20 protein-coding genes and 1 tRNA gene are annotated in these 22,833 nt (G+C 60.4%); 18 read left to right on the top strand and 3 right to left on the bottom strand.

From position 1 onward, the window contains the following. Positions 1–12 precede the first annotated feature (12 nt). The 13 genes from E2F43_RS11250 (at position 13) to E2F43_RS11190 (ending at position 14,853) form a co-directional block, all read left to right on the top strand. The gene (locus E2F43_RS11250) at positions 13–1,473 is read left to right on the top strand and encodes a 2-hydroxymuconic semialdehyde dehydrogenase (protein ID WP_133212639.1); all 1,461 of its coding nucleotides are present in this window, start codon (positions 13–15) and stop codon (positions 1,471–1,473) included. A gap of 21 nt (positions 1,474–1,494) precedes the next feature. After that, positions 1,495–2,286 (top strand): 2-oxo-3-hexenedioate decarboxylase, encoded by a 792-nt coding sequence (gene dmpH, locus E2F43_RS11245; RefSeq protein WP_133212637.1) that lies wholly within the window; start codon positions 1,495–1,497, stop codon positions 2,284–2,286. Positions 2,287–2,322: 36 nt separating this feature from the next. Then, entirely contained in the window at positions 2,323–3,327 is a 1,005-nt protein-coding gene (locus E2F43_RS11240; protein WP_133212635.1) for a WD40/YVTN/BNR-like repeat-containing protein, read from the top strand. A 7-nt stretch (positions 3,328–3,334) separates the two neighbouring features. Then, a complete protein-coding gene (locus E2F43_RS11235; protein WP_133212633.1) occupies positions 3,335–5,755 on the top strand; it encodes an efflux RND transporter permease subunit in 2,421 nt (806 codons plus the stop codon). 50 nt (positions 5,756–5,805) lie between these two features. Next, entirely contained in the window at positions 5,806–7,764 is a 1,959-nt protein-coding gene (locus tag E2F43_RS11230; RefSeq protein ID WP_133212631.1) for a DUF1302 family protein, read from the top strand. Between the two features lie 24 nt (positions 7,765–7,788). Then, positions 7,789–9,093, top strand: coding sequence for a DUF1329 domain-containing protein (locus E2F43_RS11225; protein ID WP_133212629.1), 1,305 nt, complete (start codon positions 7,789–7,791; stop codon positions 9,091–9,093). Positions 9,094–9,165: 72 nt separating this feature from the next. Next, a complete protein-coding gene (locus E2F43_RS11220; protein WP_133212627.1) occupies positions 9,166–9,759 on the top strand; it encodes a 2-hydroxychromene-2-carboxylate isomerase in 594 nt (197 codons plus the stop codon). Between the two features lie 4 nt (positions 9,760–9,763). Continuing rightward, the gene (locus E2F43_RS11215) at positions 9,764–10,552 is read left to right on the top strand and encodes a glutathione S-transferase family protein (protein WP_133212625.1); all 789 of its coding nucleotides are present in this window, start codon (positions 9,764–9,766) and stop codon (positions 10,550–10,552) included. A gap of 3 nt (positions 10,553–10,555) precedes the next feature. After that, a complete protein-coding gene (locus E2F43_RS11210) occupies positions 10,556–11,182 on the top strand; it encodes a glutathione S-transferase family protein (protein ID WP_133212623.1) in 627 nt (208 codons plus the stop codon). 98 nt (positions 11,183–11,280) lie between these two features. Beyond that, entirely contained in the window at positions 11,281–12,072 is a 792-nt protein-coding gene (locus E2F43_RS11205) for a fumarylacetoacetate hydrolase family protein (protein WP_133212621.1), read from the top strand. Between the two features lie 74 nt (positions 12,073–12,146). Next, a complete protein-coding gene (locus tag E2F43_RS11200; RefSeq protein WP_133212619.1) occupies positions 12,147–13,055 on the top strand; it encodes an acetaldehyde dehydrogenase (acetylating) in 909 nt (302 codons plus the stop codon). A 151-nt stretch (positions 13,056–13,206) separates the two neighbouring features. Further along, on the top strand, positions 13,207–14,238 hold the full coding sequence (gene dmpG / locus E2F43_RS11195) for a 4-hydroxy-2-oxovalerate aldolase (protein WP_133212617.1): 1,032 nt from the start codon (positions 13,207–13,209) through the stop codon (positions 14,236–14,238). A gap of 54 nt (positions 14,239–14,292) precedes the next feature. Beyond that, positions 14,293–14,853 carry a putative antibiotic biosynthesis monooxygenase gene (locus E2F43_RS11190; RefSeq protein ID WP_133212615.1) on the top strand — a complete coding sequence of 187 codons (561 nt, stop codon included), beginning with the start codon at positions 14,293–14,295 and terminating at the stop codon, positions 14,851–14,853. A 339-nt stretch (positions 14,854–15,192) separates the two neighbouring features. On the opposite strand, the gene E2F43_RS11185 is transcribed toward E2F43_RS11190, so the two are convergent. Both E2F43_RS11185 and rne read right to left on the bottom strand, forming a co-directional pair. Further along, positions 15,193–15,282, bottom strand: a tRNA-Ser gene (locus tag E2F43_RS11185). 112 nt (positions 15,283–15,394) lie between these two features. Continuing rightward, a complete protein-coding gene (gene rne / locus E2F43_RS11180; protein ID WP_133212613.1) occupies positions 15,395–18,139 on the bottom strand; it encodes a ribonuclease E in 2,745 nt (914 codons plus the stop codon). 527 nt (positions 18,140–18,666) lie between these two features. Here rne and rluC point away from each other — a divergent pair. Further along, positions 18,667–19,617, top strand: coding sequence for a 23S rRNA pseudouridine(955/2504/2580) synthase RluC (gene rluC, locus E2F43_RS11175; RefSeq protein ID WP_133212611.1), 951 nt, complete (start codon positions 18,667–18,669; stop codon positions 19,615–19,617). Between the two features lie 9 nt (positions 19,618–19,626). Further along, entirely contained in the window at positions 19,627–20,277 is a 651-nt protein-coding gene (locus E2F43_RS11170) for an HAD-IA family hydrolase (protein WP_133212609.1), read from the top strand. On the opposite strand, the gene E2F43_RS11165 is transcribed toward E2F43_RS11170, so the two are convergent. Beyond that, positions 20,274–20,849 carry a Maf family protein gene (locus E2F43_RS11165; RefSeq protein WP_133212607.1) on the bottom strand — a complete coding sequence of 192 codons (576 nt, stop codon included), beginning with the start codon at positions 20,847–20,849 and terminating at the stop codon, positions 20,274–20,276. The two genes, E2F43_RS11170 and E2F43_RS11165, sit on opposite strands and share 4 nt — an antisense overlap. A 96-nt stretch (positions 20,850–20,945) precedes the next feature. Here E2F43_RS11165 and E2F43_RS11160 point away from each other — a divergent pair, with 96 nt between their 5' ends. The 3 genes from E2F43_RS11160 (at position 20,946) to fabD (ending at position 22,816) form a co-directional block, all read left to right on the top strand. Then, complete coding sequence (locus tag E2F43_RS11160; RefSeq protein ID WP_133212605.1) at positions 20,946–21,473, top strand: YceD family protein; 528 nt, start codon at positions 20,946–20,948, stop codon at positions 21,471–21,473. Positions 21,474–21,487: 14 nt separating this feature from the next. Further along, positions 21,488–21,670 carry a 50S ribosomal protein L32 gene (gene rpmF, locus E2F43_RS11155; RefSeq protein ID WP_133212603.1) on the top strand — a complete coding sequence of 61 codons (183 nt, stop codon included), beginning with the start codon at positions 21,488–21,490 and terminating at the stop codon, positions 21,668–21,670. Between the two features lie 210 nt (positions 21,671–21,880). Continuing rightward, a complete protein-coding gene (gene fabD, locus E2F43_RS11150; protein ID WP_133212601.1) occupies positions 21,881–22,816 on the top strand; it encodes an ACP S-malonyltransferase in 936 nt (311 codons plus the stop codon). The last annotated feature ends 17 nt before the right edge of the window (positions 22,817–22,833 follow it).

Here is a 22,833-nt window from a genome sequence, read left to right as displayed (position 1 = left end):
ACCAAAACGACAATGAACGAAGTAAGAAACTTTATTAACGGCAGCTACAGCGATTCTTCCGCAGGCAAGCTGTTTGACAATATCAATCCCTGCACCGGGGCGTTGATCGGTACCGTGCACGAGGCCGCGCGGGAGGACGTGGATGCGGCGGTGCAGGCTGCGCGAGCAGCGCTCAAGGGGCCCTGGGGCAGGATGTCGGAAGCCGAGCGTGCAGCAATCCTGCACAGGGTGGCCGATGGTATCGATGCCCGTTTTGATGAATTCCTTGCAGCCGAGTGTGCCGACACCGGCAAGCCCCACAGCATCGCCAGCCATATCGATATCCCTCGCGGCGTCGCAAATTTCCGGGTGTTTGCCGACGCTGTGAAGAATTTCGCCACCGAGGCCTTCCAGATGGCGACGCCCGATGGCAAGGGCGCCTTCAATATCGCGGTGCGCAAGCCCAAGGGGGTGATCGCGGTCGTCAGTCCCTGGAATTTACCGCTGCTGCTGATGACCTGGAAGGTCGGGCCGGCGCTGGCCTGCGGTAACACAGTGGTGGTGAAGCCCTCCGAGGAAACACCCACCACTACAACACTGCTTGGCGAGGTGATGAACGAGGCCGGCGTACCCCCGGGGGTATTCAACGTGGTGAACGGTTTTGGCCCTGATTCTGCCGGTGCATTCCTCACTGAACACCCCGGTGTGGATGCCATCACCTTTACCGGAGAAACCCGCACTGGTGAAGTGATCACCCGGGCGGCTGCCAAGGGGCTGCGCGACGTGTCCATGGAATGCGGCGGCAAGAACCCGGCGCTGGTGTTCGCCGACTGTGATATGGACAAGGCGATTGAGGGCACGCTGCGCTCGGCCTTTGCCAACTGCGGCCAGGTCTGTTTCGGCACCGAGAGAGTCTACGTCGAGCGGCCGATCTTCGACGAGTTTGTCGCGCGTCTTGCCGCAGAGGCTGGCAAGTACAAACTCGGCCTGCCGGACGGAGAGGGTGTCAACATGGGGCCGCTGATCTCACGGGAGCACCAGCAGAAGGTCCTGTCCTACTACAAGCTGGCTGTGGAGGAGGGTGCCACGGTTGTGCACGGCGGCGGCATACCGGAGATGCCGGAAGAATTGGCCGGTGGCGCCTGGGTGGAACCCACGATCTGGACGGGGCTTGCGGACGATGCCCGTGTGGTCAACGAGGAAATCTTTGGGCCCTGCTGCCACATCCGCCCCTTTGACACCGAGGATGAGGCGCTGGCCCTGGCCAACGACACCGACTACGGCCTGGCAGCGGCGATCTGGACCGAGAATACGTCCCGCGCGCTGCGCGTGTCCACCGCGATCAACTGCGGTATCGCCTGGGTCAATAGCTGGTTTCTGCGCGATCTGCGCACCGCGTTCGGCGGCGCCAAGGAATCCGGCATAGGTCGCGAGGGCGGCGAGCACTCAATGGAGTTTTACACCGAGATGCAGAACATCTGCATCAAGATCTGAATACGAGTCAGGTACTAAAGTATGAGCACACTGAGCCCCGAAATTATCACCCAACTGGCCGAGCACCTGGAGAACGCCGAACTGCAGGCCGAGGACGTGACCAAGATTACCGACGACTACCCGGATATGGACTTCGAGGATGCCTACGATATCCAGTGGGAAATCCGTCGCCTCAAGGAGGCCCGTGGTACCAAGATCGTCGGTATGAAAATGGGCCTCACCTCCTGGGCCAAGATGGCGCAGATGGGGGTGAAAGAACCCTGCTATGGCTTCCTCGCCGACTACTTCAGTTGCCCCGATGGCGCCGCCATCAAGACTTCCGAACTGATTCACCCCAAGGTGGAGGCGGAAATTGCTTTTGTCACCAACAAGCCGCTGCAAGGCCCGGGAATCCATGTGGCGGACGTGATAGCCGCCACTGATTTCGTGTTGCCCGCGGTGGAAATCATCGACTCCCGCTACCGCGACTTCAAGTTCGATATCAAGAGCGTGGTCGCCGACAACTCCTCCTCCTCGCGCTTCGTCACCGGTGGTCACAGCCGCCCGCTGGATCACATGGACCTGCGCACCTGCGGCGTGGTGATGGAGAAGAACGGCGAGATCGTCGAGATGGCGACTGGCGCCGCGGTGCTGGGTGACCCGGCCGCCAGCGTGGCCATGCTGGCCAATATGCTCGGCGAGCGAGGCGAGGAACTGCCCGCCGGCACTTTTGTCATGACCGGTGGCGTCACAGCGGCGGTGGCGGTAGAGGCGGGCGACAACATCACCGTGCGCTACCACGACATGGGCTCGATCAATATGAGGTTTGTCTAGCGGCCTTTTAGCGCTACAGGACGAGCGGGAACAGAGATGAAGATAGCAATAACAATCCTGTCGAAAATAACCGAAGGCGCCTCGGCTTACCGTGTCGGTATGCTGCTCCTGGGCAGCGTGCTGGCAGCCTGCGAGGCTCCGCTCAATTTAGAGCATGTAGAGGCAGAAGGCGCTAGAGACCTGCGCCGCTACGACATGCTGCAGGCTGTTGCTCACTCAGGTAGCGAGGTCATGGTGGTCAGCTCTGTGGGTGCAGTGATTGCCTCGACCGACAGCGGCAAGAACTGGCAGCGCAGCGAGCTTCCGGGCCGCCCTGCCCTTATCGGTATCACGGCCTGTCCTTCAGGTCAGTTCTACGCCCTGGATACCGATCGACGCGTATGGCGTCGCGACGGCGAGCAGTGGCAGTCCTCCGCCATTGATACACCCGAGGCCGTGCTCTCAATCCATTGCGCCCCCAATGGTCGGCTCTGGGTTTCCGCTGCCTTTGGCACCCTGTTCTGGGCTGAGGGCGACATGCAGGACTGGACCGAATTCAGTCTCTACGAAGACCTTCAGTTCACAGCAGTGCGTTTTGTTGATGAACAGAAAGGCTATGCCCTGGGTGAGTTCGGCACGGTCCTGACCTCCACTGACGGCGGCGACAGCTGGGTAACTCTGGAGCCCATCCCCAATGAATTCTATCCCATGGGTGTCGACTTCCTGGATGCGAACACCGGCTGGGCCGGCGGCCTGGACGGCGTGGTCTGGCAGACCACAGATGGGGGTGTGAGCTGGCAGCGCCAGCAAACGGTGACTTCCGCGCCGATCTATAACGTGCACGCCAGCGAACGCGGCGTATTCGCCGTGGGCGGCAGCGCCAAGCTGGTGGAGTTGCAGGACGGCGAGTGGCAGCTGTTCGCGGGCGCCCCTGAGGTACTGGCGTTCATGCGCGGCGTCGATACCCTCGGCGATGGCACTCTGCTGGTGGCGGGGGGCGGCGGCACGCTGGCGGTTATCCCGTTGGCCGAGGCTGAAGCGCTGACAAACAACAACAGGTAATAGCAAAGTGAAACAAGATAGCGTAATCAGTCGGTTCTTCAGGTTGATAGAGGTATTTGTGTTCTATCACCCCAAGACATTCCTGTCGGTAATCCTGCTGGCAACTTTATTCTTCGCCAGCCGTATTCCCTACCTGGAAATGTACTCCAATTTCGCCGACCTGTTGCCGCAGGAACACCCCTATATCCAGTTGCACAACGATGTAAAAGACACATTCGGTGGCGCCAACAACGTGGTCATGGCCATCTCGGTAGAGGAGGGCGATATCTTTAACTCCGACACCCTATCGCGCATCCATCGCCTGACCCAGGGGGTCGATTCCCTGCCCGGCGTGAACCACAACCTGGTGCGCAGCCTCACTCATCGCACGGTTCGCAAGAACTGGATGACAGAGATGGGCAATATGAATTCCGAGGCTTATTACGACCCGCTTTACCCCGACATGAGCCAGGAACAACTGGAGCAGCTGCGCCTGGACGTGATGGCCAACCCGACGGTCTACGGCCTGCTGGTGGCACCAGACCTCAAGTCCGCTCTGATCCGCGGCACTTTCAATGAGGGGCAGCTGGATTACGTGGAGATTTTCCGTCAGCTCGGCGAGCTCAAGGACGAGGTGGAGCAATTGCGTGTCGACGAGGCGGCTCAGGGTGTACACATATACGCTACTGGCCAGCCGGTGTTGATGGGCTGGGTGTACAGCTACCTGGGCCAGATCATGCAGATATTTCTGCTCACCATGGCCATCCTGCTGGCGCTGCTAGTGGCCTATTTCCGCACCCGCGGCTACGGCATCCTGCTGCCCCTGATCGGGGTGATGATTTCTGCTACCTGGGGCCTCGGTATTGTCTCCCTGCTGGGCTACAACCTGGATCCGCTGACCCTGGTGATCCCCTTTCTGATCACGGCGAGGGCGATGTCCCACGGTATCCAGTTGGTGGAGCGTTACTACCTGGAGGCGCTCGAGGCGGCCGACAGCCACGACGCCGCCAGACGCACCTTCGAAACCCTGTTTCGCCCGGGTACCCTCGGTATCGTGTCCGATGCGGTGGGCCTGCTGCTGATTTCACTGGGTTCGTCGCCGATCAACGTCAAGCTTGGCATCTACGCCTCCATCTGGGCGGGCACCGTGGTGATCACCGTGTTGATGGCAGTGCCGCTGATCCTGTCGCTGCTGCCCCTGAGCAAGGTCAGCGTAGACGCCGCCGACAAGGCCCAGGCCGGGGTGTTCGCCTCGCTGGCGCGCTTTGTTACCAGCAAGGGCGGCTCGCTGGCTGTGTTGTTGCTCGCATTTGCCGTATACGCGGGTGGCGGGCTGCTAAGTTCGAAAGTGCAAATTGGTGAGTCGGAGCCGGGTTCGCCGATTCTCTATCCCGACCACGACTACAACGTGTCGTCAAAGAATATCAATGACAACTTCCCGGGCTCGGAGGAGATGTACATTGTCGCCCATACGGACGAACCCGGCGGTATGAAACGGCCGGAGGTGTTGCGCGCGCTGGAAGACCTGCAGATCCATATGCTGCAGGACCCGGAGATGGGCGGCAGCAAGGGCATGCCGGACCTGGTCAAGCAGGTGAACCAGATTCTGCACAACGACGACCCGCGCTGGGCGGTGATCCCTGACGAGGCGAGCTACGTCGGCGGGCTGATGTTCGCCTTCATGGCCTCCAGCCCGATTCCCGGCGCGCTCAAGGAGTTCGTCGACACCGATGACCAGACCGCCAACCTGGTGTTCTTCTACAAAGATCATAAGGGCGAGACCCTGCGCCGGGCTATCCACATGGCGAAGGAGTGGATCGACGACCCGGCCAACCAGGTCGAGGGTCTTGAGGTTCGCCTGGCAGGCGGCCCCATCGGCGTGACCGCCGCGATCAACGAGGCGGCCTTCGAGAGCAACTTGGTGATTATTCCCGCAGCCATGGCCTTGATCTTCCTGTTCGTCACTCTGTTCTACTGGTCCTTTCACGCGGGCTGGCTGATGTTCCTGGTGATGACCTTTTGCACCGTGGCTACCTACGCCTACATGGGCATTGTCGGCATCGGCATCGATGTCAACACGGTGCCCATCATTGCGGTGGGTATCGGCGTGGGCATCGACTACTCGATTTACATGATGGACCGGGTGCGGGAGGAAACCGCCCGGGCAGAGGGCGACCTCGGGGCCGGTATCCGCCATGCCATTGCCACTACCGGCAAGGCCATCGCCTTTACCGCCACAGCACTGATTGGCGGCGTGGTGATGTGGGCCTTCGTATCCGACCTGCGCTTCCAGGCTGATGCGGCCCTATTGCTGGTAGTGATGTTGATCCTGAACGCGTGGGCAGCGGCCAACCTGGTACCCGCCTGGATTGTCAGGTTCAGGCCGAAATTTATTGTCCAGGCAGAACTACTGGATGACGAGATTCAGGCAAAGCCCGTAGCGGCTTGATAATAACGACCAAAAGCGGTCACCAAATACACACCTCTAGAGGGAATCCGATGAAAAAGATAAGCAAGATTCTTACCGCGCTGGGAAGTACCACGCTCCTGGCGGGTGTGGGGGCCACTGGCGCCCATGCCCAGGATGAACAGTGGGATACAGCGGGTTTTGTGGAGAACGCGACGTTCTACCGCGACGGCGTGGGCCTGTCCAAATCTCGCAACACGGGGCAGTTCGAGTTCAGTAAGGACTTCGGCAAGAAGTTCGGCATGAACAATTTCCGCGTCAGCGGTACCCTGCGGGCTACCTATGACGCGGTCTACGATCTCAACTCGGAAGATTACGGCCACGATGCCGGCGGCTCGCGTTCGTTCGAGAACTTCGGCAGTACTACCGCCCAGGCAATCTACGGCGGCACAGACTCGCCCTGGGGGCAGTCTATCCTGGGCAATGGCGGTCCGCCCGGCGCCATTCCGCCGGGCTTCCTGTACGACGTTTCCAGCAACCCCAACCGGGGACTGAAGGTTCTCGGCGAGGACATGCACGACCCCATGGGCGGTGTCACCATCGGTGTGCCGGTGCGTCCCTGTGACAAGGATTCCCGCGGCTGTGGTCTCGACGACTACATGGACTACGACACCAACGACCTGCGCTTCCCGGAATTCAATGACGAGTTGGATTTCATCCGCGAGCTGTATTTTGAAGGCAGCGTACCCACCGGTGATATGTCCGAATGGTTCTTCCGTGTCGGCAAGCAACAAGTGGTCTGGGGGCGCACCGACCTGTTCCGGGTGCTGGACGTGATCAACCCGGTGGATTTCTCGCGCCAGAACATCTACGACGAACTGGAGGATATACGTATCCCGCAGTGGATTGCGACGGCGGAGTATCGCTGGGGCGCCACGGATATCTTTGATGACCTGAACCTGCAGGTAGTTTGGAATTTCGACCAGTTCCGCCCCAATGACCTGGGGCAGGGTGGCACGCCGTATTCCATCCTCGATGCGGGCTCTTTCTTCCGCGCCATGAACAACTGCTGGGAGAACGGCTGTACCGTCTCCAACTTCGTCCCGGCGGGCGCCATCGGTCTGGACGATCCCGGCCTGATCGCGGCGGACTTCGCTCCTGGGGTCATCGGTATCCGCAAGGTTGATATGCCCTCCGGCCACGACCAGGGAGGTATCAAGTTGGAGGGTGTTTACAAGAGTGTAGGCTTCTCCCTGAACTACTACCACTACTACCAGCAGTTACCGACGCTGCGTGGTGATATCGAGTCGATGAATGCCTTTACCGGCGAAATCGCCGACTGGGATCACCTGATCGCATTCGATATCAATTTCCCGGAAGTGGACCTGTTCGGTGGCTCCCTGGATTTCTACATCGACGCGATCAAGACGGTATTCCGGGTTGAGGCCACTTACACACAGGGTGAGGAGTTCGCCAACTCCATTGAGCCCGACCTGTACTCCGAATCAGACGTGATGCGCTGGGTGCTGGGTGTAGATCGCAATACCTTTATCCCCTTTCTCAACAAGAAGCGGGCCTTTCTGATTTCCGGCCAGGTCTTCGGCCAGCACCTGCTGGACCACGAACTGGAGAAGGCGCCGCTGGGTGATATCGGTATGCCCGACTGGGAGGACAACTACATCGCGACCCTGTTGATCAAGGGGTGGTACAAGTCCGATACCATCAGCCCCCAGATCATCATGGCCTACGATTACGAGGCCGAGGCGGGTACCGTCGCTCCCTCTGTCGACTGGCTGATCAACGACAACTGGCGCCTGATCGTGGGCTTCAACATCAAGTTTGGCGACGGCATGGGTGATCAGGAGTTTGACGACTGCCGCACCTGTAACCCCTTCCCGCCCTTTACCGCAAGCCCGGCCCACGCCGACCCGATGCAATCAGGTTCTGTCGGCCTGAGCGGTGTGCAGCCGCTGGGACGTTTCCGCTCTGGCCCGCTGGGTAGCGCCAGTGAGGAAGACGAATTCCAGGTCACCCTACGCTACCGCTTCTAATCGAGATAATACGGAGATATGACAATGTTCAAGAAAACAGCAACAACCCTGGCCCTGGCCGCCGCTATCGGCTCCAGCCAGTCAGCGATGGCCGATGTGGTGGACAACTCCTTCTATCCTTACAAGGACGGCGCCCCCAGCTTTCCCGGCCTGGAAGTGGGCATGACGATCAATGCATCCAACGCAGACCAGTTCAAGGATGCACTGGACCCCGCTACCTACGAGCAGCTGAAGAACGGCTGGTGGGAAATGCAGGTGGCGGAAACCACTTCCTTTGATCTCTACCCTGCCTACGTGGAAGCAACGCGCAGCGGCATGGGCAAGGTCTCTCTTGGTGATGAGCTCGGCCAGATCAATGGCTTCGTTGCCGGCCGTCCTTTCCCCGAGGAACCCAGCGCCGATGACCCGCGCGCCGGCGAAAAGCTGGCCTGGAACTACAAGTACGGTTACAACTGGGGCGATAGCGCCGCGATCTATCCGTTCTACTGGAAATACCGCGACCTGGAGTCCGGTAAGGTGGAGCGTACCTTGAAGTACAACTTCCACTTCCTGAACTACAAGCATCGGGTGCAGCACGATCCGGTGCCGGAGTTCGCCGATAACCCCTCAGACCTGTTCCGCGCGATCTACGTGCAGGTGCTTGAGCCGTTTGACGTGAAAAACACCCAACTGTTGATTCACCGCTCCTCGGATGACCAGACCGCGGACAACACCTGGCTGTACCTGGGCTTCCAGCGCCGCGTACGTCGCCTGTCTTCGGGGCAGATCACCGATGCCTTCCTCGGCGCCGACATCATGATCGAGGACTTCGAAGGCTACAACGGCCGTATCTCGGATATGAACTGGACCTACAAGGGCACCAAGAACATCATGCTGCCCTTCTTCAATCACAACGATCTGGAACTGGCGACAGACCTTGTCGAAAGCGATGGTTACCAATTCGTAGATTTTGGCGGCAAGGGGGGCTGTTTCCCCAAGATCACCTGGCAGCTGCGAAAGGTATATGTGCTTGAGTCCGACCCCATCGATGAGAACCACCCGATCAGCAAGCGTGTGCACTACGTCGATGCCCAGACATTCACCCTGCCGCGCACCCTGATCTATGATCGCAAGGGCGATCTGTGGAAATCCTGGCTGATTGGCCAGGCGCATCCCGATCATCACTTGGAAAAGAACAAGGGCACCGGCGTCTCCATTGACGATGCGTTCTCCATGCTGGATATTCAGGCGGGTCATTGCACCACCGGCCAGTTCAAGGGCCAGGTTGATCCTGAGTTGAACCAGGTGAAGCTGTTCACCGTGCAGAATATGCGCGCCAAGGGCCGCTAGGCTCCACTCCGTGGTGTTGGCCAGCTCTCGCCCTGCGGTACCGGGAGCTGGCATTTTTCAAAGAGCATGACAATGACTGAACCCGTTGATGTAACACTGTATTTCAACTTTCGCAGCCCCTACTGCTATATCGCCTCGAAAACACTGTTCCGTATTTTCGACGACTACCACACCAGGATGGTGTGGCGCCCGCTGGGCGGCTGGTCCGGGCGCTCATCGCCAGAGAGGGCCAAGGTAAAAGTACCGCTCACCCGGCAGGATGTGCGCCGTATCACTGCGAAAATGGGCATCCCCATGAACCCACCGCCGATCGCCACCGATCCGACCATGGCCGGCGCGGCCTCACTGCTGGCCGAAGAGCAGGGAGTACTGCGCGAGTGGATAGTGGAGGTGATGCGTGCCGAATGGGCCGAGGGCCTGGACATCGGCAATGAGCAGGTGCTGTTGCAGGTAGGTGACAACATCGGTCTTGAGCGGGCGGCGCTGCAGGCAGCTTTCAGCGATGCCGGTTACCTCAGACAGATGGAGGATAACTGGGCCGAGGCGCAGGAGCTGGGCCTGATCGGTGTCCCCAGCTTCCGCATTGGAGAGGAATTGTTCTGGGGCTCGGACCGAATCGAGTACGTGCTCGATCACCTTAACGCGTCGCGCCTCAGGAGGCTGTAACCACATGTTGGAACTCTACACCCATCCGATGTCCCCCTGCGCACAGAAAGTGCGCATCGTACTGGCTGAGAAGGGCCTGGAGTGGACCGCCCACCACGTCAGCCTGCAGGACAAGGAGAACCTGGAGCCCTGGTATTTGAAGTTGAACCCGCTGGGCGTGGTGCCAACCCTGGTGCACGACGGTCGCCCGGTGATCGAGTCATCGATCATTTGCGAGTACCTGAACGACATTTTTCCCGATGTTGACCTGAGTCCCGGGAATCCGTATGCGCGTTCACAGATGCGCTTCTGGATGAAGCACGTTGACGTCAAGTTGCACCCGTCCTGCGGCACTATCCAGTGGCCAATGGTGATGCGCCCGGCCTTGATGGAGAAGAGCGAAGAGGAGCGAAATGCGATTATGGACCGGGTGGTAGAGAAACCGCGGCGAGAGCGTCAGAAACGCCTGGTGCAGTTTGGCCTCGATGCACCCGATGTGGCAGACGCGGTCAAGATCTATCGCAAGACCATTCTCGACATGGAACAGGCCCTGTCACAGCAGGCGTGGGTTGTGGGTAACAGATTTACCCTGGCGGACGTGTGCCTGGTCCCGTACTTCCAGACCTTGCTGCAGTTCAGCTGGACCCCGCTATACGAAGCGGACTGTCCGCGTGTGGCGGACTGGTTTGCGCGTTGCCGGGAGCGCGCTTCTTTCCGGCAGGGAGTCGCTGCTGATTTCCCGGCTGAGGTGATGATCGAACTGCAGGATAAAGGGGCGGCGGTTTGGAGCAAGATAGCCGCCCATCTGGAGTAAACATTGATTACATTATACGAGCGCACGGACTGCCCATTCTGCTGGAAAGTGCGCCTGGCACTGGCGGAGCTTGGTGTCGACTACAAGTCTGTAGCCAGCCAGTTGGGCGCGCCGCACCCGGAAGTGCGTCGCCTCAGTCCCGTCGGCACGGTGCCAGTGCTGGTGGATGGTGATGTTTTCATCTGGGAATCGGCGATAATAATCGATTACCTGGATGCGGCCTATGGCCAGGGCAGGCTGCTGCCTGCTGGCACTTTGGAACAGATCCGGGTCAGGCTGCTGCACGCCTATTCCGACAAGTGTGTGGGCCCCGCATTGCGCGACCTGGTGTTTGAGAAACGCTCAAAAGCCCCGCCAGATTGGGACTGGGAACTGATCGATGCCAGTGAACAGCGCTGGCGCGATTGCCAGCAGTGGTTGGAAGGCACGGCCGACAGTGTGATTGCTGACAGCTCGGCAACGCTCAGCGCAGCGGCGTGCGCGCTGGCAGCCAGGGCGGGGGTGGCCGCTGCCTACGGTAGCCCGATCGAACGTGAGTTTCCAGCGCTTTACAGCTGGTTTACAGGGGTGACCAAGCGGCCATCCTGGCATGCTGCGTACCCCACATCCTTTATCGCGGTGGATGCGTAGCGAAGGAACGAAAACTGACTTTCATTTGAACTGTTCATAATCCTTGCGGCGGGTAAACGAGTAAAGTCGCGCCGCAATCAACTGAGGTAATCAACAACATGATGGATCAAGCTAAAATCGACAGCCTGGGAGGAGAACTCTACCGGGCCCTGCGCAGCGGTAGCACCGTGCCGCCGCTAACCGAGCGCGAGAGTGACATCACTATCAAGGACGCCTACCACATCAGCCAGTGCATGGTGGCGCTGCGGGTGCGGATGGACGGCGAGAAGATCATCGGCAAGAAGATCGGCGTCACCAGCAAGCCCGTGCAGGACATGCTGGGCGTATTCCAACCCGATTTTGGTTTCCTTACTGATGCCATGGTTTTCCCCGACGGCGCCGAGATTCCCGTCGCCGGCAACCTGATCCGGCCCAAGGCCGAGGGCGAAATCGCCTTCCGCCTGAAAAATGACCTGGTCGGCCCCGGCGTTACCGAGGCCGATGTGCTGGACGCCACCGACACCATCATTCCCTGCTTCGAGATCGTCGATTCACGAATCGACGACTGGAAGATCAAGATCGAGGACACCGTGGCCGACAACGCCTCCTGCGGTGTCTATGTGCTGGGCAGGAACGAGGTCGACCCGCGCGACTACGACCTGCCGAACCTGAAAATGACCATTCACAAAAACGGCGAGTTCAACTCCGAGGGCCTCGGCAGCGCCGTGCAGGGCAATCCGCTCACCGCCGTCGCCTGGCTGGCCAACACTCTGGGTGAGTTCGGAATCCCGTTTAAGGCCGGCGAGGTAATCCTGTCCGGCTCCCTGGCGCCCCTGATCCCGGTGGTACCTGGTGACGAGATGTCGCTGGAAATCGAGGGCATAGGCGGCTGCAGTTGTAAGTTTGTTTAAGCCACTGTGGTCACGGCTATTGTTGCCATCTTCACGGTGAACCCCGCTTCCGTGGGGATGAGGAAGGAGAGAAAATGAGCGAAAAGATCAAGGCGGCCATCATCGGCCCAGGCAATATCGGCACCGACCTGCTGATGAAAGCCCAGCGCAGCGAATACATCGAACCCGTGTGGATGGTTGGTGTCGATCCCGAGTCCCCCGGCCTCGCCCGCGCCAAGGAGATGGGCCTGAAAACCACCGCGGACGGCGTCGACGGCATGCTGCCCAGCATGCAGGAAGACGGCGTTCAGATAGTATTCGACGCCACCAGCGCATACGTGCACGCAGAGAACAGCCGCAAGGTAAACGCACAGGGAGCAGTGATGATCGACCTGACCCCCGCAGCTATCGGCCCCTTCTGCGTGCCGCCCGTGAACCTGGCGGATGCCGTGGCGCAGAAGAAAATGAACGTAAACATGGTCACCTGCGGCGGCCAGGCCACCATCCCCCTGGTAGCAGCAGTGAGCCGGGTACAGGAAGTCACCTACGGAGAAATCATCGCCACCGTCAGTTCCAAGTCTGCCGGCCCCGGCACGCGCAAGAACATCGACGAGTTCACCCGCACCACCGCCAAGGGCATCGAGGTCTGTGGCGGCGCTCACACCGGCAAGGCCATTATTATCATCAACCCGGCAGAGCCGCCGCTGATCATGCGCGACACCGTGCACTGCCTGACCCATGACGACCCCGACCAGGAAGCGATCACTCAGTCTGTCCACGAGATGATTGCCGAGGTACAGAAATACGTGCCCGGCTATACCCTGAAGAACGGCCCGGTGTTCGACGGCAAGCGCGTGTCGATTTACATGGAGGTTGAAGGCCTGGGCGATTTCCTGCCCAAATATGCGGGTAATTTGGACATCATGACTGCCGCGGGCTTGCGCACCGCGGAGATGTACGCTGAGGAAATCCTGGCAGGGAAATTTATACCCGGCGCTGCTTGATCCGTAGGCGTCGGTCCTGCTGTGTGCTGTTCAGGACCCGCCGCGAATACGTCCACGTAGGCTTGTGCTCGGCATCCCTGCCTCACACAGTCCTGAACAGCACACAGCAGCACAGCCACCTGGTTGCGTGCTTTAAGAGAGAGACTGAACGATGGATTTGAAAGGCAAGAAAGTTACCGTCCACGACATGTGCCTGCGTGACGGCATGCACCCCAAGCGCCACCAGATCACGGTGGAGGAAATGGTCACCATTTCCAAGGCGATGGACGAGGCGGGTGTGCCGTTGATCGAGGTAACCCACGGCGACGGCCTGGGCGGTACCTCGGTGAATTACGGTTTCCCGGCGGCTTCCGACGAGGAATACCTGACCGCCGTTTGTAAGGAGATGAAAAACGCGAAGGTATCGGCCCTGCTGCTCCCGGGTATCGGTACCGTCGATCACCTGAAAATGGCCGTGGACTGTGGTATCTCCACAATCCGGGTGGCGACCCACTGTACCGAGGCGGATGTCTCCGAGCAGCACATCACCATGGCGGCGGGCATCGGGGGGCTGGACACGGTCGGCTTTCTGATGATGGCCCACATGATCGAGCCGGAAGACCTGTTAGTGCAGCTCAAATTGATGGAAGAGTATGGCGCCAACTGTGTGTACATCACCGACTCTGCCGGTTATATGCTGCCTGATGATGTGACTGCCCGCGTGGCCCTGGCACGAGCCGAACTCAACCCGGAGACCGAGATCGGTTTCCACGGCCACCACAACCTGGCCATGGGCGTGGCCAACTCCATCGCTGCCGTTGCCGCCGGCGCCAACCGTATCGACGGCTCCATGGCGGGCCTGGGTGCCGGTGCTGGCAACACTCCGCTGGAAGTGTTTATCGCTGTCTGTGACCGCATGGGCATCCAGACCGGTGTCGATACTTTCAAGGTGATGGACATCGCCGAGGACCTGATCGTGCCGCTGATGGACCACATGGTGAGGGTCGACCGCGACGCGCTGGCGCTGGGCTATGCCGGTGTCTACTCTTCTTTCCTGCTGTTCGCCAAGCGCGCTGCCGAGAAGTACAACCTGTCCAGCCGAGACATCCTGCTGGAACTGGGCCGTCGCCGTACCGTGGGCGGCCAGGAAGACATGATCGAGGACCTGGCTCTGGATATGGCCAAAGAGCATGGCACTATCTGACCAAACGCGACGGGGCATGGATGTGCCCCGCCAGCCTTCGCGCGGGAGCCAGCCATGAGCAATGCTCAGCAAGAAGACTCCGGCCCGGTAACGATTTCCATCGTCCGTCGGGTGCTGCCCGGGCGTGAGCGGGATTACGAGCAGTGGGTGCGCGCCATTACGGCCGAGGCAGTTGGTTTTCCGGGGCACATGGGTGTCAACGTGATTCGTCCCACGGGCGCCTCCCGCGAATATGTCTCCATTTTTCGTTTTGACACCTATCGACACTCGCGGGACTGGGAAGAGTCCGAGGTGCGGGCGCAGTGGCTTGCCCGTCTGGAAGGTATAACCGAGGGACAGGATGAAGTGCATCGTGGTACCGGCCTGGAATTCTGGTTCAGCCTGCCGGAGCTACCCGCCCACCCGTCCCCGCACAAGATGGCGCTTGTACTTGTCGTCGTGGTCTATGTAATGCTGACAGTGATCAACCTGCTGTTGGCCCCGCTGACTGGGGATTTGCCGGGGGCACTGATGCTGTTGCTGACTGTGCTCCTGCAGGTACTGTTAATGACCTACCTGGTGATGCCTCGGGTGACGCGGTTACTGAAGCCATGGTTGTTCAACCCAAAGGATTAATCAAGGCGTGAATAAGACTTAGAGAATAAGGTGTTCGTAACGGGAGAGCCCCGGATTGGCGGCCAATCGGGCTTCTGAAGTGGCTAATGCCTGTTCATAATAGTTCCGGCTAACCGAGCGGCGATCTGTCCGGGCGCATTTCGACTGCAGTACTCGCCGCAACCCGATCGGGAGTACAGGTGCATTTTTCCTGCTGCTGTACGTCGTATAGACCAGCTTTTCTCTCGCCGGACGGATAAGGGACCCGGCAGGCATAGACGATCTGTGTTTGGGTTGTTCTTGGGGTGCGCAAAGAGAAACGCCCCAAGCGCTGTATATAGAGCGCTTGAGGCGTTTTTATGGCGGTGGGCCAGGGATTCGAACCCCGGGAGGGGATAAACCCTCAACGGTTTTCAAGACCGCCGCTTTCGACCACTCAGCCAGCCCACCGAAAAACCAGATTGTTTGTGCCTTCGCCTGGTAGCGAAGCAGGCGAGATTATACCGTTATCGAAATGAGGCACAAGAGGTGAATCGCCTCTTGTGCCTGTATTTCAATGATTTCAGTGACCCGATGCGGCTTCCGCCATGGGCATGGCGGGCAGGGGACCACGGGGGTCGTTACTGGCCCGTGCTGCAACCCTGCCACTGTGCTCCGCCGGAGGCGCCACCTGGTCACTGAACAGTTGCGGATGGCCGGTGGTGATTGCCACTGACTCAACCGGCCTGGGTTCAATGCGCGGGTCGTTCACTGCCCGGCCGTCAGCGGTGATGCCAACGGGGGCGGCGGCAGGCGCAGGTGGCTCGCTGGCAGGTGCCGCGGCAGCTGGAGCCGCAACCGGCTCCGCTGGCGTAGCGTCCGCAGTGGGGGCTTCCGGTGCCGGTGTTTCGGCCGGTGCCGGGGCTGCTTCCGGGGCGGGACTGGGCTGCTCTGCTTGCACTTCTGCCTGCACCGGCTCTGCCGCGGGAGCGGGTTGCTCGGCCTCGGCCCTGGCGACAGGAGCGGCAGGCTTCTGCTCTTCTGCGGTCGGGGTCTGCGGCGCCGTTTCGGGTTTGTCGGCAACTGCAGCTTCTGAAACGGTCGCAACCGCTTCCACCGCAGTGCTTTCCTGCCCTTCGGCCGGCTTGCGGCCGCGATTACGGCGGCGACGTTGCGGTTCACCGCGCTTCATGTCCGATGGACGCTTGCGGGGTTGTCCCTCGCGCTGCTCCTCCGCTTGCGCGGTTTCTGCCTGCTGGCCATCGTTGGCCGCTTCGGCTGCGGCGTCCTGCCTGCCGCCCTGATTATCCCGGTTGTCGCGATTACTGCGCCGACGGTTGCGGCCGTTGCGTTGCTCGTCACTGCGCTGGCGCTTCTGGCTTTCGCCGGATTCTCCATCACGCTGTTTGCTCTGCGGCTGATTGCGGTTGTCTTCCTGGCGCTCTCCGCTGGCCTGCTGGCCCTGGCCGCGGCGATTGCGGTTATTGCGATTGCGGTTGTTGCGATTGCCCTGGGAAGACTTCTGGCCCTGGTCCTGGCGTTGCTGCCCGGACCGGGCTTTCTTCGGCGCTTCCCTGGGTTGCTCGGCTTCGGTGCCGCCAAACAGGGTACTCCACAGGCGCGCCAGCAACCCTGGCTGCGGTTTGGGAGCCTGTTTCTGCCTCGGCTTGCGCGGTTGCGGTTTCTGCTGCGCTTCCGCTGGCTTCGCCGTCGGTTCCGGCGCCGGGCCACGGGGTGTGAGCGCCTTGACGGCAGCTTCCTGCTGGGGGATGGCCGCCGTGTGCGTGTCGGATATGGAATCAACATCCGGCGCGGCTATTTCGATTTTGTAGCTGATCTCGTGGTCACCCTCGACTTCATCGTCGCGCAGGCGCTGTACTTCGAAATGCGGGGTTTCCAGGTTGGGGTTGGGTACTACCAGCACACGCACCTTGGCATCGCGCTCGATATCGCCAAGGGCGACGCGCTTCTCGTTGAGCAGGTAGGCGGCCACATCCAGCGGCACGATGGCACGCACCTCGGCGCTGCGGTCCTTGATCGCTTCCTCTTCCAGCAGGCGCAGGATAGACAGGGCCAGGGACTTGGTGTCGCGGATCGTGCCCTGCCCGGTACAGCGCGGGCAAACCTTGGCGCTGGTTTCGCCCAGTGAGGGGCGCAGCCGTTGGCGCGACATTTCCAGCAGGCCAAAGCGTGAGATACGACCCACCTGGACGCGGGCGCGGTCGATATTGAGCGCGTCGCGCATCCGGTTTTCCACCTGGCGCTGGCTCTTTGCGGCCAGCATGTCGATGAAGTCAATCACGATCAGGCCACCCATGTCGCGCAGGCGCAACTGGCGCGCGACTTCGTCGGCGGCTTCCAGATTGGTCTTGAGGGCGGTTTCCTCGATGTCCTTGCCTTTGGTGGCGCGGGCAGAGTTGATGTCAATACTGACCAGGGCTTCCGTGGGATCGATGACGATGGAACCGCCGGAAGGCAGGCGAACTTCGCGCTGGAACGCGGTTTCGATCTGACTTTCGATCTGGAAGCGGTTGAACATGGGGATGCTGTCTTCGTAGACGCGCAACTTGTTCCTGAACTGGGGCATGACCAGGCTGACGAAGTCATCGGCTTGCTGGTAGGCATCGGGTGAATCAATCAGCACCTGGTCGATGTCGTCTCGCAGGTAGTCGCGGATAGCGCGGATGATAACGTTGCTCTCCTGGAACAGCAGGGTAGCGGGTTTTACTTCCTTGTTGGCCTCGGTAATCTTTTCCCACAGTTGCAGCAGATAGTTCAGGTCCCACTGCAGTTCTTCCGAGGAGCGGCCAACACCGGCAGTGCGGATGATGACGCCCATGCCGTTGGGTATTTCCAGCGCAGAGAGCGCCTCGCGCAGCTCCGAGCGGTCGTCCCCGTCGATACGCCGGGAGATACCACCGGCGCGGGGATTGTTCGGCATCAGTACCATGTAGCGGCCAGCCAGGGAGATAAAGGTGGTCAGGGCGGCACCCTTGTTACCCCGTTCTTCCTTGTCGACCTGGACGATGATCTCGGTGCCTTCCTTGACCACATCCTTGATCTTGACCCGGCCATCGCCATCGGGCTTGCGGTAGAAGTATTCGCGGGCGATCTCTTTCAGCGGCAGGAAACCGTGACGCTCCGCGCCGAAGTCGACAAACGCGGCTTCGAGTGAGGGTTCTACGCGGGTTATCTTGCCCTTGTAGACGTTGGATTTTTTCTGGATGCGGGTTCGGTTCTCGATATCCAGGTCGTAGAGACGCTGGCCATCGACCAGTGCAACGCGCAACTCCTCGGGTTGAGTCGCATTGATTAACATTTTTTTCATAAGTGCCTAAGCCTATAGTGAGCAGGCCTGGCGGGGCAGGAATCAGTGTGCAGGCCATAAAGCAAGGCCTTGGGGGAGGGCGGTCGTACACGCTACCTTGCGTGTTTTAAGTGCCTTGTGGGCACGAGGGGTTGAATGCCACTCCCGGCATCCAGGTATTCTTTTCTACATTACCACGTTATGTGGCCGTATCAGCGCCGGGGGAATGGTACTCACTCCGCCTTTTTGTTAGTGTCGCAGCACCTGGGGCTGGCGACGACGCTGTTTAATCTGATTCTGTGTCCCGGCAGTCGTATCTGCTCGGTTTGAGTAATCGTCACGTATGCGTTGTTGATTCGGGTTTTGCCCGTCTCGCATCGACGTCCGTCGTGTGATTTGGCTGGCGGTACCATGCGTATTCTTCGGCAGGCCCAAACATCGCCAGTGGTCTGTTTTATCGCCGGCACCGGATAGTCCACGGACGGCGTTAATCACACGGCGCGGACTATAGCACCGATTGCTGTAAAATTAAACGAATTCCGTAGCTTATGTCAGATAGCGAACAAAACAGGCCAGCTGTCCGCCACCTCACCGTGGATGAGGACTCCTGCGGCCAGCGACTGGACAATTTTCTTAACCGGGAACTGCGCGGGGTGCCGCGTACGCGGCTGTACAAGGCATTGCGCAAGGGCGAGATCCGGGTCAACAAGGGTCGCGTGAAACCGGATTACCGGCTGGTTACCGGTGACCTGGTGCGAATTCCCCCGCTGCGAGTGCCGGCCCCTTCCGAGCCGCCGACTATCCCGCGCTACTGGTCGCAGCAGCTTGCCGAGCGGGTCATTTATGAGGACGACGGGTTGCTGGTGATTGACAAGCCCTCCGGGCTGGCCGTCCACGGTGGTAGCGGGCTGAATTTCGGCATGATCGAATGTTTACGGCAGGCGCGCCCGGATGATCGCTATCTGGAGCTGGTGCACCGCCTGGACCGGGACACGTCGGGCCTGATCATGGTGGCCCGGCGTCCGGCGATCCTGCGTGAGATCCACCGCCAGCTGCGGGAGGACAAGGTAGACAAGCGTTACCTGGCGCTGGTGGCCGGTAAATGGCCGCGGGCGCTGAAGCGGGTAGAGGCTCCGCTGCAAAAAAACGTGTTGCAGTCGGGAGAACGTATGGTGCGAGTGGCACGTGAGGGAAAGCCCTCCATTACCGAATTTACGGTCGTGGAGCGTTTCAATGGCGCGACGCTGGTCGAAGCCAAGCCGGTGACGGGGCGAACTCACCAGATCCGCGTGCACGCCCAGCACGCTGGCTTCCCGCTCCTGGGTGACGACAAGTACGGCTCCGACAGGGGTGAGGCCCTGTGTCAGCAACTGGGGCTGAAGCGCCTGTTCCTGCACGCGTTCAAGCTGCGCCTCAGGCTGCCTGATGTGGGGCGCCTGGACCTGCAGGCGGGGCTCGATGACGAACTCGAATCAGTTTTAGATAAACTCCGTAAGTAATTATTAATAATGGTTATATTTGATTGGGATGGAACGCTGTGCGATTCTGTAAGCCAGATCGTCCGCGCGGTCCAGGCGGTAACCCTGGAGATGGGATTGCCGGTGCCCAGCGAGGCCGAAGCGGCCAATATTATCGGCCTCAGCCTGCCGCGGGCCATGGAGGTACTGTTTCCACAGGAACCGCCGGAGCGGCTGGCGTTGCTCATCGAGGGTTACGCCAGTCACTACGTCGGCAGTGAAACCGCGCCGCCAGCGCTGTTCCCGGGTGCCCTGGAGACCCTGCACGAACTCAGGGGCAGGGGGTTCGCGCTGGCCGTGGCCACGGGCAAGAGTCGCCGGGGGCTTGATCGCATGCTGGCCAGGCTGGGGCTGGAAGACCTGTTCGATGCGACCCGCTGTGCCGATGAAACCCGCTCCAAACCGGATCCTCTGATGGTGACCGAGTTGCTGGCGGAACGCGGCTGCCGCCCCCAGGATGTGATCATGGTGGGCGATACCGAGTACGATCTGGAAATGGCCCGCAATGCCGGCGTTGCCTCGGTGGGGGTCAGCTTCGGTGTACACTCGATCGAGCGACTGGCCCGTCATGCCCCCCTGGCGATTGTCGATGAGCTACCGGCGTTGCTGGACCTGCCGGCTCTGTCCGGATCCCGGTTTTAGGGGCAGGGCACTCCGGCCTGCCGCAACAGGGCGCTGGTGGCGATCAGCGGCAGGCCTTCCAGGCTGGTGGGGTCGTCGCCGGCCATGCGCTGGAACAGGCTGATTCCCAGGCCCTCGCATTTGAAACTGCCGGCGCAATCGTAGGGCTGCTCCCGGTGGAGATAGGACTGTATCTCCGCCTCTGCCAGCGGGCGAAACTCCACCGCAAAGGGCACCAGCCGGGTCAGGGCCAGTTCTTGCCCACGATTGACGAGTGCTACGGCGGTATAAAAGGAGACCAGGCGCCCGGAACTGGCCCGAAGCTGCGCCGCGGCAGCGTCGTGGCCACCCGGCTTGCCAATACAGTCGCCATCTATACTCGCCACCTGATCACTACCCAGGACCAGGGCCTCGGGGAAGCGTGCGGCGATGGCGTGCGCCTTGGCCAGGGCCAGGCGGCTGGCGAGCGCCGCCGGCTCCTCGCCAGGCAGCGGCGTTTCGTCCACCTCCGGTGCCTCGCAACGGAAGGGAATTGCCAGTCGATTCAGCAGTTGCTGGCGGTAGCGAGAGGTGGAGGCGAGAATCAAATCCATCGGGGTGAAATATTCCTGTGAATAAGTGGGAGAACTGCTTGTATTTTATAGAATTTTTTTTGACAAAGGGGGGTTGCGTCACTATGATGCGCGCCTATGTTGACTGAGCCCCTCCCGAATACGCTGGATGTCCGTAAGGCAGCGGCCCGTGGAGTGAGCATTAGCGGTGCGTTAAAACCCGTGGATTTACCGCGTTTTGTGGCCTTGCTGGCCTCAGAGCAGGGGGAAATCAGGGCGGAATTGACGTTTTCCCGGGACGAGGAAAAGCAGGCGGTAATCGGCGTTCACTACCAGGCCAGGGTGTCGGTAGAGTGCCAGCGCTGTCTGCAGGCCATGCCCCTGGAACTGGCGGGAGAAAACACGCTGGGGATTGTCTGGACCGACGATCAGGCCCGGCATCTTCCCCGTCACCTGGACCCGCTGATCGTCCCGGAAGAGGGCAGTAATTTGTGGGAACTGGTGGAGGATGAGCTGATCCTGGCGCTGCCTCCCTTCAATTACCACGAGACCAAAGATTGTAAACAGATATTGTCCGACTATACCGGGCCGGCTCCTGACGAGGAGGAGGGTGACAGCAAGCCCAATCCCTTCGACATACTGGCGCAGTTGAAAACGGACAAGTAAATCAGGAGTTAGCCATGGCTGTTCAGAAAAGTAAGAAGACCCGCTCTCGTCGCGGAATGCGTCGTTCCCACGATGCGCTGTCAGGATCCACGCTGTCTGTGGACCAGACTTCCGGTGAAACCCATCGTCGCCACCACGTGAGCGCCGACGGCTTCTACCGTGGCAAGAAAGTCGTCGAAACCGGTTCCGACGACTAACGACTTGTCCAGGCGGTCACCAGTACCGTTTGCACTATCCGCGGAGGCCAACGCCTCCGCCATCGCGACAGCGCTTCCAATCGGAGCGCTGTCAACATTTCTGCCCCCTGAAAAAACCGCGCGCCCGGCCTGGCTGTCTCCAGTTGCCGCGACCGCCCCTGCGCGGTCACCGGGCAGTTCTCCCTAAACGCGACTCGTCAGGAATACACCATGTCAGAAAAGTCACTCGCCTTCGTCTTCCCGGGACAGGGTTCCCAGAAAGTGGGCATGCTTGCCGCTGCCCATGAGCAATTTGAAGCGGTCCGGGATACCTTCGCCGAAGCCTCGGATGCCCTGGGATACGATATGTGGGACCTGGTCCAGAACGGCGAACAGGATGCGCTGAACCTCACCGAAACAACCCAGCCGGTGCTGTTGGCGTCCTCGGTTGCTCTCTGGCGGGCCTGGCAATCCCAGGGCGGGGCGCGTCCCGCACTGATGGCCGGCCACAGTCTCGGTGAATTTTCAGCACTGGTGTGTGCCGGAGCCCTGGGCTTTGCGGACGGCGTTCGCCTGGTGCGCAGTCGCGGCCAGTTCATGCAAACGGCGGTCCCGGTCGGCGAGGGCGCCATGGCGGCGATCATCGGTCTGGATGACGACACCATTAACCGTATTTGTGCCGACACCGACGGAGTTGTGGCCGCGGTTAATTTCAATTCGCCGGGGCAGGTGGTAATCGCCGGCCATACCGGGCCGGTCGACACCGCCATAGCGGCGCTAAAAGAAGCCGGGGCGAAGCGGGCGATGCCGCTACCGGTAAGCGCACCTTTCCATACCGAACTGATGCAGCCGGCGGGAGAGCGTCTGGCCGAGGCCATGGCCGACCTGGATATCAACAGCCCGGAAATCCCGGTGGTGCATAATGTGCATGCACAGACGGAATCAGATCCGGAGGCGATTCGAGCACTGCTGGTCCAACAGATCTACAGCCCTGTCCAGTGGACCCGCTGCATACAGGCGATGACTGACGCCGGGGTGACCAACATTGTCGAGTGTGGGCCGGGCAAGGTACTGAGTGGGCTCAACCGACGTATCGACAAGGCACTGGCCAGCTACTCGCTGGAAGACCCCGAATCCCTCGCGTCCGCGAAGCAGGAACTGGGCTGAGCCCACCCACCCAAAGG

Source organism: Seongchinamella unica, from assembly GCF_004354085.1.
In the GTDB taxonomy this organism is placed as follows: Bacteria; Pseudomonadota; Gammaproteobacteria; order Pseudomonadales; family Halieaceae; genus Halioglobus; species Halioglobus unicus.
The sequence above is the reverse complement of the archived record's forward strand: the minus strand, read 5'-3'. Positions and strand labels throughout refer to the sequence as shown.